The organism is Nocardia sp. PLKS1-43 (genome assembly GCF_059510335.1).
On the sequence record NZ_JCAJZQ010000004.1, the window covers coordinates 244,399 to 258,132 of the forward strand.

Sequence of the window (13,734 nt, forward strand, 5' to 3'; positions counted from 1 at the left end):
GCGGGTCGGAGCTGGTCAACCCATCCGAGGGGGTACCGCGGGCCCGACATCCCCGGCGTTTCCGCTCGCGGTCTGCTCGATGCCGTCGATCGTGCGAGTCAGGCGCGGCACAGCCTCGTCGAGGTCGTGCGCGGACAAGGCCTGGTTGATGATCAGCCAGTCCGCGATGTCGTCCCCGCGGACGTATTTGCGAAAGCAGTTGTAGATCGCGTAATAGGCGAACTCGACCGGGTCGGGGAAGGCCAAGTCGTCGTCTTGCATCGCGGTGATCGGCTCGCTGTAGCGGCTGTTGACATCCGCGAGATCCGCACCGGCCCGGGCGGAGCGAAGGGCATCGGCCGGAAGCTCGACGTCCACGTGGTGCCGCAACCCCACAATCGAATCGAGGTAGCGAAGCGAAGCGGGTTCTCCCTGGGCGTAACTGGTCCAGGTCGGCAGGGCATCCTCGCACAGTGATAGGTGAATCTGTCGTCTGTGATCAGCTTCCAGCCGGAAGAAGCGTTCGCTCGGCGTATGAGCTGGTCGCATCAGTCGAGTTCTTTCACCAGGAAACGGTCGATCTCCACCAGGTCGTGTCCGACCCCCGATTCGTCCCACCAAGTGTATTCGGTAGTCGAGGTCAGCCCGGTGTCGTCATATCCGAGTCTTCGGTAGAGGCGCGCGGCGTCCGGATTGGCGGTGTCGACGCGCAGGCCGACACGAGATATGCCGCGAGCGATCGCGCGTTCTTCGGCGGCGGCAACGAGCGCTGTGCCGATCCCCTGGTCGCGTGCCCGAGGGGGCACTTGGAGAAAACACAATTCTGCACAGTCGGGAAATGTGGCGCGCACATCGCGCTGCGTCGGACCAGCCCAGTTGACGACACAAGTGCCGCAGGGGATTTCGTCGACCCACGCGATCAGCAGGGTCCATTGCCCGTCACGCTGGCGTTGGAAGTGTGCTGCATGCGCGTGGTTGTGACCGGTGGGCAGATGTCGTTCCAGCGACTCGATATCCTGCTCCTCGCACTCGCGTATCACCACACGATCGAGGCTATCTCGGGGCCGCCGGCTCGGCATGCCTCGTCGATACCACTCATGTCGCATGCCGCGCGAAAACAGCTGTGTAGGGCCGATATCCGTGCTGCGAGTAACCGGGTGGTCGGGTGCGCCGAGAGGGTTCGGCGTTTGCCCGGGCTGGACTTCTGCGCAGGCCGGTGTGGTGGGGCCGCGCGGCGCACGGAGTGCCGGCCGACGCGGTTCGCTGTGGTTTCCGTTGGTCGAGGGGAGGCTATGTGTCGAGCCAGGTTTCGATGTCTTCGAGGGTGTCCGCGGTGTAGACGACGGCGTTGTCGGTGAGGTCGAGTAGTTGCCATTTGTAAGGGGTCGGGTTGTTGCGGACGAGGCGATAGCCCAGGGTGGTGGCGCGGGCGGTGAGTGCTATCGCATCGAGCCAGAACGGGACGAATGCCGCCGGCGTCTCGGGGATTTCGAAGTTCTCGGTCATGACCGGCGGGGTCGGCTGGAGTCGGGGGTGATGCGTCCGGCGGCTACCAGGGCCGCGAAGGCGGCGCGTTTGCGGGCGCAGGTGTGGTCGCGGTGGAGTTGCATGTCGCGGTGGGCGTCGGCGAGGCCGAACGGTTGCGCGGGAGGGCTGCACGACGAGAGTGCGAAGGGGCCCGGCCGCGCCGCTGAGGCGAGCCCGCCGGTCGCCCCGGCAGGAAGCTGCGGAATGCAGCGGTGTGTGGTCGAAGTCCGGGATGGGTTGGGACAGCGGCAGTTCGGCATAGCGGCGCGGCTCGACGGCGCGGGCTGACGCAGTGCTCGCGCGTGCCGGGCGTACGACGGCCGGCGGTCCGGACGGGGAGTTGGCCACAGGCAGCCGACGGCGAGTACGGCTGCCGCGGACCCCGCGATGACGGTGACGATGCTGGACAGTTCATCCCACGCGGACATCGGGTTCACGGGGCATCACCGTGCCCGCGCAACTCCCGGGCGAGCCGGTCGAGACCGTCGAGGATCTTCCGAAACGGTTGCGGCTCGGTGATATTCGGTGCGCGCTGACCGGTCACCTCGGCGGGCCAGGCGAGGCCGCGGCGATGCGCTCGCTCGTGCGGACCGGTGAGCGGCGGGACGACGCGACCGTGGTGGACGAGCGTCGCGTAGGCCACCCGCTTCCAGGCGCACCTGTCGATCCGGCAGTCCAGGTGCCGCTGCATCTGCGCGTGCGCGAGGCCGAGTTCGGCGTGTTCACACACTTGCGACGGGATGACGATGGTCTCGCCGGTTCTGGTGTAGTAGAGCATGTTTCCATTTCTTCTGGTCGACGGATTGGCTGTCGGTTCGGGAATACGCAATGCGGAAAAACATTGCGGCATCGGCAAAACGGACCACCGACCGACGAGATTCGGTGGCCGCGGACGTATGCCAGTAAATCACCGAACGGGTACTGTGGGGGTCCGCCGTCGGATTTCGCCTGAAAATGAAATCGCTCCATATGGTTTGGAATGTTTGGAACATTCCAATTGAACTGGAATGCATCCGAATGCAGTACATGACGGTGGTCCCGCAAATGAAAGGTAGGTCTTTCAGTGTCCGACGAACCGCACAACAGTTCTCTGCCGCGCCGCGAACTCGGTCGCCGCCTGCGTGAGTTCCGGGAGAAGCGCAAGATGACCCGCACCACCGCCGCTCGGCGGTGCGAGATGGGCTCACAGACGTTGTGGCGGTTGGAAACCGGACGCAGTAGCACCATCAAGCGTGTGACGGTCAATCTGCTGTGTGACCTGTACGAGGTCACCGACGAGGACCGTGAGGTTCTGCTCTGGCTCGCGGCCGAGTCGCGGAAGGATGGGTGGTGGCAGTCGTTCGCTGGAGGATTTGAGCCGTGGGTTGAGCTGTATATCGGTCTCGAGGCGGCTGCCTGTAGTTACTCGACCTGGCAATCGAGCGTTTTGCCGGGACTGCTGCAGATTCCGGAGTACCGGCGACCGTTGTGGGGGCTGCGGGAGAAGCCCGGAGATGTCGATAGCGAAATCGGTTTGCTGTCTAAACGGCAAGAGCGGCTTGCTGATTCGAGCTTTATGTTGAAAGCATTCTTGAACGAGTCGGTGCTGCATCAGATTGTCGGCGGAGAGGAGGTTATGGTTCGGCAACTGCGTCATCTCCACGAGGTCAGCCAGTTGGAGAACGTTTCAGTTAAGGCAGTTCCATTCGATGCGTCGGTGCACCTCGGATTGCATAGCAAAGACTTTGTCTTCCTTGAATTCTCTGAACACCTGAACCCTGCTCTGACGGAGCCGCCGGTCATATATATCGAAAGCTCAGCTGGTGCCCTCTACCTGGATAAACCGGCTGAGATCGCGATCTATCGCACTACTTGGTCCGACCTCGAGCGAGTAGCCTTGAGCGAGAACGACACCCGCAGCCTCATCGAGGCGAGGCAGAAGGAGTTTCGATCATGATCGTCGATCTTTCGGGTGCGCGATGGTTCAAGAGTAGTCGCAGCGTTGGTGGCGGAGAATGTGTCGAGGTAGCCCATCTGCACGGAGGTGCGGTCGGTGTCCGCGACTCGAAGAATCCGTCCGGTCCGGCACTGATCTTCGGTTCGGCCGAGTGGGACGCGTTTACCGATCGACTCGCGGAGGGTGGGTTCGATCGATGAGCTGTGTTCGTCGGCCATCGGATCGACGTGGCTGATCGATCGGTCGGGCACGGCCCGTGAGTTCGCTGCGCGGGAGGTCCGGGATCGGGAATAGTGTGGGGGCGAATCGAATTCGGCGATCGTCATCCGGCCCCGTCAGCAGAACGCCCGGCAAGCAAACCCGCCGCGCGTGATCTGGAATTCCAGCGGTGCTCGGCCCGGTCGATCTTTTTACGAGCGCGGCGGCGCTGACCAGTTCGCGCAGCTCGGTATGCGGTACGAGCGGATGTCGGTCCGAGCGCCTCCCCTGCCGGGCGGCTTACCCTATTGTGACGCGCATGCGGTGCGGGCGCCGAAGTCCGCCCAGGGCGGCATGTCGGGTCCGTCGAGAGCCCTGTGGTACCAACCCGTGCCGTCGAGCCAGGCGTTCAGCCAGTCGGCGAGGCTCGGGGCGTCTACGTACCATGCGCGGTCGGGATCGCCTGCGTTCGGTTCGAAGAGCAGGACCGGGGCTCCCGGCGTCAGGCAGTCGACGCAGGCATACATCGAGCAGCCCCAGTGTGATATCGGTAGAACTCCTTCTGGCCATGGCCAGGCGGGGTCCCGTCGGGGAGGGGCGTCATCTGCTTGCGTTCGGCCGTCTGGGGGGTGAACGACGCCGAGCCGAGACTGTGTGATCGGTCACAGCAACATCGCGGTCGGGGGCCGGTCGCGCGGGCGATCCAGGTGTGAAACCTGTTGCACCCAACCACGCGTCGTCCTGCGTCGAATACCTTGTGTACGGCTCAATCCCTGCCGCAGGCCGTCCGGCCTGCCCGACATCGAGGCTCACACAGCGCCCGCCGATTCGGCGGCACTAGACTCGGCAACAGATCCGGTGGAGCAGATATGGAAAGTAGGCAGCCGAACGTGACCAGTGCCATCGCATTGGGTATGCCCGCCGCACCAGCGGCGGTCCTCGCACCGCGACGCAAAACGCGCCAGCTCATGGTCGGCACTGTGGGGGTGGGCAGCGACCACCCCATCTCGGTGCAGTCCATGACCACCACCAAAACCCACGACGTCAACGCCACTCTGCAACAGATCGCGCAGCTCACCGCCTCGGGCTGCGATATCGTGCGCGTGGCGTGCCCTCGGCAGGAAGATGCCGACGCGCTGGCCACCATCGCCGCCAAATCCAAGATCCCGGTGATCGCGGACATCCACTTCCAGCCGCGCTACATCTTCGCCGCCATCGACGCGGGATGCGCTGCGGTGCGGGTGAATCCGGGCAACATCAAGGAATTCGACGGCCGCGTCAAGGAGGTCGCGAAGGCGGCCGCCGCCGCGGGCATCCCGATCCGCATCGGCGTCAACGCCGGTTCGCTCGACAAGCGGATGCTGGAGAAGTACGGCAAGGCCACCCCCGAGGCGCTGGTCGAATCGGCGCTGTGGGAGGCGAGCCTGTTCGAGGATCACGGCTTCGGCGATATCAAGATCTCGGTCAAGCACAACGATCCGGTGGTCATGGTCGAGGCCTACCGGCAGCTGGCCGCGCAGAGCGACTATCCGCTGCATCTGGGCGTCACCGAGGCCGGTCCGGCGTTCCAGGGCACCATCAAGTCGGCGGTGGCGTTCGGCGCGCTGTTGAGCCAGGGCATCGGCGACACCATCCGCGTCTCGCTGTCCGCGCCGCCCGCCGAGGAGGTCAAGGTCGGCGACCAGATTCTGCAGTCGATGAATCTGCGGCCGCGCAAACTCGAGATCGTGTCCTGCCCGTCCTGCGGGCGCGCGCAGGTCGACGTCTACACCCTCGCCAACGAGGTCACCGCCGGGCTCGACGGGCTCGAGGTGCCGTTGCGCGTGGCCGTGATGGGTTGTGTCGTCAACGGCCCGGGTGAGGCGCGCGAGGCCGACCTGGGCGTCGCCTCGGGCAACGGCAAGGGCCAGATCTTCGTGAAGGGCCAGGTCATCAAGACCGTCCCGGAGCATCAGATCGTGGAAACCCTCATCGAGGAGGCCATGCGCATCGCCGAGGAGATGGGTGAGGGCTCCGGTTCGGGCGAGCCTGTTGTCACCGTCGGGTAATGACCGGCGTAAATCTCCGCACGGCCCGGCTGTTCGTGGCAGGCTGTGATCGTGCGGAGCGTGCTGGAACCCACTCGACGGAATCGGTTGTCCGGTGCGCGTCAGTTGGTCAATCGCGACTTGTCCCGGGTGTTGCAGGTCCTGGACGCCGATCCGGTCGCGTCCTGCATGGTCGTGGCGAGACTGCAGGAATACGGGATCGAGACCCGCAGCGGGCTCGGTGAGGTCTGGAGCCGGGGTGGCCCGGCGAAGTCGCTGTGCTTCTCCGGCGCGAACCTGATTCCGCTGCGCGGCGGTCCCGACGATCTCGAGGCGTTCGCCGATCGTGCGGCGCGCTGGCCGCGGGTGTGTTCCTCGGTGGTGGGGCGTCAGGAGTTGGCGCTGCCGCTGTGGGAGCTGCTGAGCCGCCGGTGGGGGCCGCCGCGCGAGGTGCGGCCCGAACAGCCGCTGCTGGCCCTGGAGGGGCCGTCGGCGGTACTCGCCGATCCAGCGGTGCGCCGCGTGCGCACCGATGAGATCGACCGATATCTGGTGGCCGCCGTGGCGATGTTCACCGAGGAGATCGGAGTCGATCCGCGCGCGGGGGACGGCGGGCGCGGCTACCGGCGGCGAGTGGCGAGTCTGATCCAGTCCGGCCGGGCCTGGGCGCGTTTCGAGGACGGAGAGGTCGTCTACAAGGCCGAGGTGGGGGCTATCTCCCGGCGCACCGGGCAGATTCAGGGCGTGTGGGTGCACCCCGATCGGCGCGGGCAGGGGTTCGGCACCACGGGCACCGCCACGGTGGCCAATTCGGTGGTGGCGTCCGGGCGCACCGCGAGTCTGTACGTGAACAGCTACAACGAGGCTGCCCGTCGCGCGTACGCGGCCATCGGATTCCGGCAGATCGGCACATTCGCCACAATTCTGGTGGACTGACCGGCGCGTACCGCCGGTCGGCGCCGTGTGTCGCCCGGTTGGCCGGGCATCGGCTGGATACCATTCCACCCGATGGTGAAACCGCGAATTGCGCTGTCACCGCGCAACTGTGGGCATCCGCGCCGCCGGACCGGTGTGGTGTTGACGGCCGTGGTGGTCGCGGTATCCGCGCAGGCGTGTGCCGCAGGGCCGAAGGGGCCGCTGGCCACCGCGGCCGATTTCGTCGCCGACTTCGCCCGGCACGATGTGCGAGCGGCGGCGGGCCTGACCAATCAGCCCGACCGGGCCGCCCCGGCACTGGCCGCGGCGTGGGACAACCTGGGCGCGCGGACGATGTCGGCACATACCGGATCGGCCCGGGTCAGCGGCGATACCGCCACCGTCGACTACACCTACGAATGGCATCTGGCGAAGAATCGCGTCTGGAGCTACACCGGGCAGTTGCGGATGGGGCGCGTCGACGGCGGCTGGCAGGTGCGGTGGACCGCCTCGGATATCCATCCGCAGCTCGGCGACACCCAGACGATGGCGTTGCGGGAGACGCCCGCGCCGCGCGCCCGCGTCAACGAGCGTTCCGGCACCGATGTGTTGATTCCCGGTGTGGTGCACCGGATTACGTTCACCCTGGCGCAGGCCACCGATCCTGGGTACAGCACCGGTACGCTCGCCGCGGCATTGCACCGGTTCGACGAGAGCCTCACCGCGAACGGCATCGCGGACGCCGCGCGCAAGGCCGGCGGCGCGTATACCGTCGCGCTGCTGACCGAGGTGGAGTTCAACCAGGTCAGCGGGGATCTGCTGGGACTGCCCGGGGTCACCACCGCGAAGGAGTGGGATATGGTGCCCACCGATCGCGGATTCGCCCCGGACCTGATCACGCAGGTCCACAAGACCGTCATCGACGAGGTCGACGGCAGGGACGGCTGGGACGTGGTCACCGTCAATGCCAACGGCGTGGATACCGACGTGCTGAAAGAGATTGCGCCGCAACCTGTCCCGTCGTTCGCGCTGAGTCTGGACCGGGCCGTGCAGAACGCCGCGCAGCGGGCCGTGGACGGGCGGCCGGACAAGACCGTGATGGTCGTCGTACAACCCTCCACCGGCGCGCTACTGGCTGTGGCGCAGAACGAACCGGCCGATGCGGACGGGCCGATCGCGATGTCGGGGTTGTATCCGCCCGGATCCACCTTCAAGACGGTGACCGCCGCCGCCGCGCTGGCCTCGGGGATCGCCACACCCGATACGGTGCTGCCGTGCCCGGGACGAATTGTCATCGGGGAGCGCACGATTCCGAACTACGACGAGTTCGCCCTGGGCGATGTGCCGATGACACAGGCGTACGCGCGCTCCTGCAACACCTCCTTCGCGAAACTGGCCGGCGCCCTGCCGGCCGACGCGCTCACCACGACGGCCACGAAATTCGGTGTGGGCCCGGACTATTCGATTGCCGGGCTCACCACGGTCTCCGGTTCGGTCCCGCCGACCGGCAACCTCACCCAGCGCACCGAGAACGGCATCGGCCAGGGCCGGGTCCTGGTGAGCCCGTTCGGTATGGCTCTGGTCGCCGCGACCGTGGCCCACGGCGCCGCGCCGGTGCCGTATCTGCTGTCCGGCCACCCCACCAAGGTCTCCGCCCCGCGCCCGGCCCCCGCCCCGGCGGTGATCGACGGGTTACGCCTGATGATGCGCCAGGTCGTCCTGAACGGCACCGCCACCCGCATCGCCGACCAGGGCGAGGTGTACGGCAAGACCGGTGAGGCCGAGGTCGAGGGCGGATCGCACTCGTGGTTCATCGGTTATCGCGGCGATATGGCCTGGGCGACCCTGCTCGTCGACGGCGGCAGTTCCGACAACGCCGTCGAGGTCACCCGGGATATGCTCGCCGCGCTGCCGCCCGGCGAGGCGTGAGTGCGAAACCGCTACTGGGAGAAGAATTTTCGGCAGATGTCCGCTGCTCGGGGTGTGGCACGGGTGTGCGGCGGATGGAGTTGCCGCGTGTTTGTCGTGCGTCCTGCCCGGGACGGACCGCGCCGAGGACTCAGCGCTGGGAAATGGGTTTCAGGTCGCCGTGCGCGGCCGCGGGGGCGGTGTTCTGATCGGGGGTGGGGGAGCTGACCGAATAATCGCCGAGGATTTCGACGGCGCCGGTACCTGCCAGGATCATGCCCGCCGTGATGACGGCTAATGTCGACCGCTTCATGGGCTTCTCCCTTGTCGATGAGGGTTTTTCCCGTGGGGGCGTACGAGATCGAAGAACCCGGAACTGTGATCGCCGGTTGTTAGCTGGTCACGAAACGGTAGAACGGGACGCTCCGCGCCGACAACCCCCCAATCAGGGAAAAGCCGTCGAAACTCACCCGCTGCGCAGGTCAGTGCACGGGTCTCGATTTGATCTCGCTTCGGTCCTACTCCGCGCGTCGCAGGCTGGCGGCGAGGTGATGCTGTTCCGGCTGGCCGACCGCGGCCATGCGCAGGGTGTAGTCGATCGTGTCGCCGGATACGCGGAAGGTGCGGGCCAGTGCGGTCACCATCTTGGCCGTGGTGGTCCGGCCGATCGACGTGGAGCCCATGTCCAGGTGCAGGCCGTCGTCGTCCACCGACAGCGTGCCCTCGCAGATCTCGGTGATGCCGGTCGGGTGCGCGAGGATCAGTTCGATCCGATCCGGGCCCGCGCAGCGCAGGTAGCCGGTTTCCGCGTGCAGCGAGCGGCCGTCGGTGGCGTGCCGGGTGCGCTGGCGATACGTGAGGAACGGACGGCCCACGTGCCCGAAGTGGATCTCCTCCTGATAGTCGAAGGAGTCGATGGTCGGGTACTCGCCGTGCCCGGAGCCGCGCCAGACGCCCAGCAGAGGAGCGAGCCGGGCGATGTCGGGGTGGGGCGCGACGGGGGCGTTGGGTTCGGACACGGCGGTCAGCATAGTGCGCGCCCGAGTGCCAGGTGCGCACTCACCGTGCTGATTCGTCACAAGGGCCGTTCGGGGGCTTGACAGCGCGGCGGTCGCGAGAGGCGGATCGCGGGCCGCTTGCGCGGCGGTTGCCGGGTGTGCGCGACAGGGGCTCAGCGGGCTCGGTGCCTCTCGTCGCGTTCGACGTCGGTGATCGGTGCGTCCGAACCGGTCAGGTAGCGCACCAGGGTGGCGTGATCGTCCAGCACCAGCCAGGTGATGTCCTCGGACAGCCCGGGGCGGGCGGCCTTGATCGTCACACCGAGGTGCGCGCGGCCGCGAGTGTCGGTGCACACCGCCGGGGTCGCGGTCGCGCCGATCTTGGCGATGGCGCAGCGGGTGACCGCGCGTTCGAGCGCGGGCAGGCCGGCCGTGACGATCCAGCTGCCGGGGCAGGCTCCCTGCTCGACCAGCATCCGGGCCAGCCGGTTCGACCACCGATCCAGCTCGTGCGGGTCGGGCGCGTCGACACCCGCCACCGCCGGGCGGTGCCGTTGCCCGGCGGGAGCGAAGGGGTGCTGCGGCCGGGTGGGACGGCAGCTGTCGCCGGACGGCGTGATCGGCTTCGTCATCGTCATCTCTCCTTGGGATCTGAGCACCCCCGCGTTCGCGGTATCTCAACTCTCGTTTCCGGCAACGAGTTTCGGCAGCGACCCCAGTGCTGCGTGTGCGCCCCGCAGGGTGCGGTGATTCGCACCCTGGGTGATCGCGCCCGCTGGGACGGTGGCCGCGATGCGGTCCGGTTGCCGTCGTCGAGCCGATCTCCGCGCCGAGCCGACGTGGCTCCGGATGCGTTCGGCTCGGGGTGCGTTCCGCGTGAGAAGGTCTCCGGGTTGCGGGGTCGGATCGGCCGGGTTGGCGGCAGAGGAGGTATTCGGCGGCGCGGAGTGTGCTGGGTAAGGGGCTTGTGATGTTGTTCCGCTGGAGGTGAGTACCGTCAGGGGGAGCCTGATGCGGGGAAGTCTCGAGCCGCGGTGAACCCGCGCGGCGGCAGAGACGTGTTCTGAGCGATAGCGAGGGCCGGGTGCGCGAATCGGTGCATCCGGCCGGTCATGTCGGTGCGCTGTTCAGGATGTTCGTCTGGTGAGATGAGGGCTCATCCGGTCGGCGCGTGAGTCGGAACGAGGTGCGGCGATGCAGGCGTACACCGCGGTTGTGGGTCACGGCCAATCCGCGTCGGTGCCGTCCGTGACCCGGCAGTGGTGGGTGTTGACGCTGCGTATGGTGCGGGCGTCGGTGCGCAACGGGGAGCTGGTGACGGCGCTGTTGGCGCCCAGCGTGTTCACGCTGGGTTTCTATGTTCCGCTGAACCGGGTGATGACGTTCGGGCACGGATTCGGCAGCTACGCGCAATTTCTCATGCCGATGATCGTGATGCAGGCGGTCTCGTTCTGCGCCGGTGCGGCGGCGTTGCGGGCGGCCACCGATGCCCGCGACGGGCTGGACGACCGGTTCGCCTCGATGCCGATGCCGGTCGTCACGCCACTGGCCGCCCGCACCACCGCGACGCTCTACCGCATCGTCGTCGCGGTATCGGCGGCGATCGTGTGCGGGTACGTGATCGGCGCTCGATTTCGTGGGCCTGCTTGGCACACAGTAGGTTTCGTCCTCTTCTCGCTGTTGGTCGGGCTGTTGCTGGGCCTGCTGGGTGATCTGCTGGGCGCGTTGACGCGCAGTCCGGAGGCGACCACGCAGGCGTTGGTGCTGCCGCAGCTGATCCTGGGCATGGTGTCCACCGGATTCGCCCCGGCCGATCAATTCCCGGGCTGGATCCAGGGTTTCGCGCGGAATCAGCCGGTGTCCGGATTCGTGAACGTGATGCGGGTGCTGTCGAGTGACACGGATACGGTGACCTGGTCGGTACTCGGGCCGGGGTTGCTGTGGTTGCCGGCCGGGCTGGTGCTGCTCGGCGTCGCCTCGGCGGTGGTCGCGGGACGGAGGCATCGATGACAGCCGTCACGGACCTGCCCCAGGTGGCCGGTCACACCGAGATACTGCGGAACCTGGTGCCGCAAACCATGATTCAGACCCGGCGGCTGCTGGTGCGGTGGCGTCGCGATCCGGTCACGATGGTGCAGTCGCTCGGCTTCCCGGCGCTGCTGCTGGTGATGATCAATACCGTTCTGGGACATCAGGTCACGTCGTTCTCCGGGGCGAGCGCGCTCTACGGTTCGGTGCCGATGGTGACGTTGGTCGGGGTGATGTCGGGTTCGCTGGCCGGGGCGATCACGCTGGGCCGGGAACGGGATGCGGGGCTGCTGGCCCGGCTGTGGGTGCTGCCGGTGCACCGCGCCTCGGGCCTGATGGCGCGAATCGTGGCCGAGGCGGTGCGGATCCTGACCTGCACCGTGGTGCTGTTCACGGTGGGCGTGGCGCTGGGATTCCGCTTCCGCCAAGGGATTCCGGCCGCGATCGCGCTACTCGGCGTGCCCGTGCTGTACGGCCTGGGCTTCGCCACCCTGGTCACCGCCGCGGCTGTGTTCACCGCCAAATCCGGTCTGGTGGAGGTGATTTCGCTGGGATCGTCGCTGATGATGTTCTTCTCCACCGGATTCGTGCCGCTGGCGGCTTACCCGGGATGGGCCCAGCCCATCGTCGCGCACCAGCCGATGACGTACGCGATCGAGGCGATGCGCGGATTGTCCCTGGGCGGTCCGGTCGGGTCGCCGCTCGCGGCCACCGTGGCCTGGTCGCTGGGCGCGGTCGTCGTCTTCGCGACACCGGCCGTGGTCGGCTACAACCGCGCCAGCCGGGCCTGACACGGCTCAGCGCAGTTGCGCGGCGGCCTCGGCGACCAGGACGGCCGAATCACGCGGACTCAGAGCCATCGCGCGGAGTTGGTCGAACATCACCCCGAAACGGCGAATCTCGTTGTGGCCCTCCACGATGTCGTCACCGGCGATGCCCTCGACGTAGACCAGTTCCGGGTCGGCGGGTTCGTGGAAGTCCAGCACCACGAACGAGCCGACCATCGCCGGATGGGCGCCGGCGTCGAAGGGCAGCACCTGCAGGATGACGTTGCGTTTGTCGGAGTACTCGCCGAGCCGTTCGAGCTGTTCGCGCATCACGTCCCGCCCGCCGACGACGCGACGGATCGCGGCCTCGTCCAGTACCACCCACAGCTCGAGCGGATTGCCCTCGCGCGCGAGCACCTTGCCGCGCTCCACGCGGGCGCGCAGACGCTGCTCGATCACCGAGGCCTCGACCTTCGGCATCGCGGTGTCCAGCACCGCCCAGGCATACCGCTCGGTCTGGAGCAGGCCCGGGATGAACGACGTCTGGAACAGCCGCGCCGAGAGCGCTTCGGTCTCGAAATTGATGTAGGCGGCGTACACTTCGGACACCGCGGCCTCGAACGGGCGGGACATGCCGGGCTTGAGCGCCTCGGACAGGAGCTTGAGGGCGTCGTTGCGGCGTTCCTCCTCGACGCCGTACAGGTCGAGCATCGTCATCAACGTGCGGCGTTGCGGGCGGGCCTGCGCGGTTTCGATCCGGTACAGCGTGGTGACGTTGATCCCGGTCTGGGAGCTGACCTCCTCCTTGCTGATCCCGGCTTCCTCCCGCATCTCCTGCAGCAGTACCGCCAGCCGTCTGAGCTGGACCGTCAGCACAGTGCGCTTACCTGCCATCGCGCCCTCTCCCGTGTGCACTCGTCGGAATGCGCTCGTGCGTTCCGCATGCGTCGATGTGTCTGTGGCAGAGCCTATTCGCCTTGCGCGCCGGGCGGGGCACGAACCCGGCCATCTGCGGATATCGGCGGTTGCCGATCCTCCGCAACCGGCACGCAACGATACGGATCGGGCATCGATGCGATATGCGGTTCGTGACCTTCCGGATGTTCCGGGCGTCGGGACGGAAGTGCGCGATGCGTGGCGATATCCGCGTGTTGCCGCAGGTGGATGATCATGATCGACGGGCGATTCGGGCCGGACGCGGTACGGCGAGAGGCGAGTTCGCGAAGTCGGGAATGCCGGGTTCGGTCGCGGAGCCGGCGCTCCGAGCGTGATCGGGATATCGGACCGTCCGCCCGGGTTGGTCCGCCGAGCTATTTCCGATGTCTTTTCAGCATACTTTCAGCGACCTTTTGTTGCGGCGCAGTTTATTCCGGCTGGAATCGAGTCCGCGGCGTTGCCGGATACCGCTGCCGGACAATCCGTACCGCGCGGTCTGGCGATGACGTGTCCAG

The 13,734-nt window shown here is 67.0% G+C and carries 16 protein-coding genes; 7 read left to right on the forward strand and 9 right to left on the reverse strand.

Annotation, left to right across the window (positions count from 1 at the left end):
- Positions 1–15: 15 nt before the first annotated feature.
- The 4 genes from AC5WS7_RS16675 to AC5WS7_RS16690 all read right to left on the reverse strand — a co-directional run bounded on the left by AC5WS7_RS16675 (position 16) and on the right by AC5WS7_RS16690 (position 2,284).
- Positions 16–528, reverse strand: a complete 513-nt coding sequence (locus AC5WS7_RS16675) for a hypothetical protein (protein ID WP_495955407.1) — start codon at positions 526–528, stop codon at positions 16–18.
- Positions 528–1,058 (reverse strand): GNAT family N-acetyltransferase, encoded by a 531-nt coding sequence (locus tag AC5WS7_RS16680; RefSeq protein WP_495955408.1) that lies wholly within the window; start codon positions 1,056–1,058, stop codon positions 528–530. Before AC5WS7_RS16680 ends, AC5WS7_RS16675 begins: the two co-directional genes overlap by 1 nt.
- 211 nt (positions 1,059–1,269) lie before the next feature.
- The gene (locus tag AC5WS7_RS16685; RefSeq protein ID WP_495955409.1) at positions 1,270–1,485 is read right to left on the reverse strand and encodes a hypothetical protein; all 216 of its coding nucleotides are present in this window, start codon (positions 1,483–1,485) and stop codon (positions 1,270–1,272) included.
- 454 nt (positions 1,486–1,939) lie between these two features.
- Complete coding sequence (locus tag AC5WS7_RS16690; RefSeq protein ID WP_495955410.1) at positions 1,940–2,284, reverse strand: hypothetical protein; 345 nt, start codon at positions 2,282–2,284, stop codon at positions 1,940–1,942.
- A gap of 285 nt (positions 2,285–2,569) precedes the next feature.
- Between AC5WS7_RS16690 and AC5WS7_RS16695 the strand changes: the two genes are divergently transcribed.
- Positions 2,570–3,442 (forward strand): helix-turn-helix domain-containing protein, encoded by an 873-nt coding sequence (locus tag AC5WS7_RS16695; RefSeq protein WP_495955411.1) that lies wholly within the window; start codon positions 2,570–2,572, stop codon positions 3,440–3,442.
- A complete protein-coding gene (locus AC5WS7_RS16700; RefSeq protein ID WP_495955412.1) occupies positions 3,439–3,642 on the forward strand; it encodes a DUF397 domain-containing protein in 204 nt (67 codons plus the stop codon). The genes AC5WS7_RS16695 and AC5WS7_RS16700 overlap by 4 nt, the downstream gene beginning before the upstream one ends.
- Positions 3,643–3,945: 303 nt before the next feature.
- Here the strand turns inward: AC5WS7_RS16700 and AC5WS7_RS16705 are convergent, their stop codons facing one another.
- Complete coding sequence (locus tag AC5WS7_RS16705) at positions 3,946–4,299, reverse strand: SMI1/KNR4 family protein (RefSeq protein ID WP_495955923.1); 354 nt, start codon at positions 4,297–4,299, stop codon at positions 3,946–3,948.
- A 231-nt stretch (positions 4,300–4,530) separates the two neighbouring features.
- On the opposite strand from AC5WS7_RS16705, the gene ispG reads away from it, so the two are divergent.
- The 3 genes from ispG to AC5WS7_RS16720 all read left to right on the forward strand — a co-directional run bounded on the left by ispG (position 4,531) and on the right by AC5WS7_RS16720 (position 8,511).
- The gene (gene ispG / locus AC5WS7_RS16710) at positions 4,531–5,688 is read left to right on the forward strand and encodes a flavodoxin-dependent (E)-4-hydroxy-3-methylbut-2-enyl-diphosphate synthase (RefSeq protein WP_495955413.1); all 1,158 of its coding nucleotides are present in this window, start codon (positions 4,531–4,533) and stop codon (positions 5,686–5,688) included.
- A gap of 51 nt (positions 5,689–5,739) precedes the next feature.
- A complete protein-coding gene (locus AC5WS7_RS16715) occupies positions 5,740–6,603 on the forward strand; it encodes a GNAT family N-acetyltransferase (RefSeq protein ID WP_495955414.1) in 864 nt (287 codons plus the stop codon).
- Positions 6,604–6,675: 72 nt separating this feature from the next.
- Entirely contained in the window at positions 6,676–8,511 is a 1,836-nt protein-coding gene (locus AC5WS7_RS16720) for a penicillin-binding transpeptidase domain-containing protein (protein ID WP_495955415.1), read from the forward strand.
- Between the two features lie 130 nt (positions 8,512–8,641).
- Here the strand turns inward: AC5WS7_RS16720 and AC5WS7_RS16725 are convergent, their stop codons facing one another.
- From AC5WS7_RS16725 to AC5WS7_RS16735, 3 genes are all read right to left on the reverse strand, one after another.
- On the reverse strand, positions 8,642–8,803 hold the full coding sequence (locus tag AC5WS7_RS16725) for a hypothetical protein (protein WP_495955416.1): 162 nt from the start codon (positions 8,801–8,803) through the stop codon (positions 8,642–8,644).
- 205 nt (positions 8,804–9,008) lie between these two features.
- A complete protein-coding gene (locus AC5WS7_RS16730; protein WP_495955417.1) occupies positions 9,009–9,521 on the reverse strand; it encodes a peroxynitrite isomerase in 513 nt (170 codons plus the stop codon).
- 140 nt (positions 9,522–9,661) lie between these two features.
- Positions 9,662–10,120, reverse strand: coding sequence for an AMP-binding protein (locus AC5WS7_RS16735; RefSeq protein WP_495955418.1), 459 nt, complete (start codon positions 10,118–10,120; stop codon positions 9,662–9,664).
- A 562-nt stretch (positions 10,121–10,682) separates the two neighbouring features.
- Between AC5WS7_RS16735 and AC5WS7_RS16740 the strand changes: the two genes are divergently transcribed.
- Together AC5WS7_RS16740 and AC5WS7_RS16745 are read left to right on the forward strand one after the other, a co-directional pair.
- Positions 10,683–11,498 (forward strand): ABC transporter permease, encoded by an 816-nt coding sequence (locus AC5WS7_RS16740; protein ID WP_495955419.1) that lies wholly within the window; start codon positions 10,683–10,685, stop codon positions 11,496–11,498.
- Positions 11,495–12,307, forward strand: a complete 813-nt coding sequence (locus AC5WS7_RS16745; protein WP_495955420.1) for an ABC transporter permease — start codon at positions 11,495–11,497, stop codon at positions 12,305–12,307. Before AC5WS7_RS16740 ends, AC5WS7_RS16745 begins: the two co-directional genes overlap by 4 nt.
- Positions 12,308–12,313: 6 nt before the next feature.
- Here AC5WS7_RS16745 and AC5WS7_RS16750 read toward each other — a convergent pair whose 3' ends face one another.
- Complete coding sequence (locus AC5WS7_RS16750) at positions 12,314–13,177, reverse strand: helix-turn-helix domain-containing protein (RefSeq protein ID WP_495955421.1); 864 nt, start codon at positions 13,175–13,177, stop codon at positions 12,314–12,316.
- Between the last annotated feature and the right edge of the window lie 557 nt (positions 13,178–13,734).

Bases quoted from the DNA above. Each gene is read 5' to 3' on its own strand.
- AC5WS7_RS16675 (WP_495955407.1), bottom strand. From the start codon at position 528: ATGCGACCAGCTCATACGCCGAGCGAACGCTTCTTCCGGCTGGAAGCT.
- AC5WS7_RS16725 (WP_495955416.1), bottom strand. From the start codon at position 8,803: ATGAAGCGGTCGACATTAGCCGTCATCACGGCGGGCATGATCCTGGCA.
- AC5WS7_RS16680 (WP_495955408.1), bottom strand. From the start codon at position 1,058: ATGCCGAGCCGGCGGCCCCGAGATAGCCTCGATCGTGTGGTGATACGC.
- AC5WS7_RS16735 (WP_495955418.1), bottom strand. From the start codon at position 10,120: ATGACGAAGCCGATCACGCCGTCCGGCGACAGCTGCCGTCCCACCCGG.
- AC5WS7_RS16730 (WP_495955417.1), bottom strand. From the start codon at position 9,521: ATGCTGACCGCCGTGTCCGAACCCAACGCCCCCGTCGCGCCCCACCCC.
- AC5WS7_RS16690 (WP_495955410.1), bottom strand. From the start codon at position 2,284: ATGCTCTACTACACCAGAACCGGCGAGACCATCGTCATCCCGTCGCAA.
- AC5WS7_RS16740 (WP_495955419.1), top strand. From the start codon at position 10,683: ATGCAGGCGTACACCGCGGTTGTGGGTCACGGCCAATCCGCGTCGGTG.
- AC5WS7_RS16720 (WP_495955415.1), top strand. From the start codon at position 6,676: ATGGTGAAACCGCGAATTGCGCTGTCACCGCGCAACTGTGGGCATCCG.
- AC5WS7_RS16750 (WP_495955421.1), bottom strand. From the start codon at position 13,177: ATGGCAGGTAAGCGCACTGTGCTGACGGTCCAGCTCAGACGGCTGGCG.
- AC5WS7_RS16700 (WP_495955412.1), top strand. From the start codon at position 3,439: ATGATCGTCGATCTTTCGGGTGCGCGATGGTTCAAGAGTAGTCGCAGC.
- AC5WS7_RS16745 (WP_495955420.1), top strand. From the start codon at position 11,495: ATGACAGCCGTCACGGACCTGCCCCAGGTGGCCGGTCACACCGAGATA.
- AC5WS7_RS16685 (WP_495955409.1), bottom strand. From the start codon at position 1,485: ATGACCGAGAACTTCGAAATCCCCGAGACGCCGGCGGCATTCGTCCCG.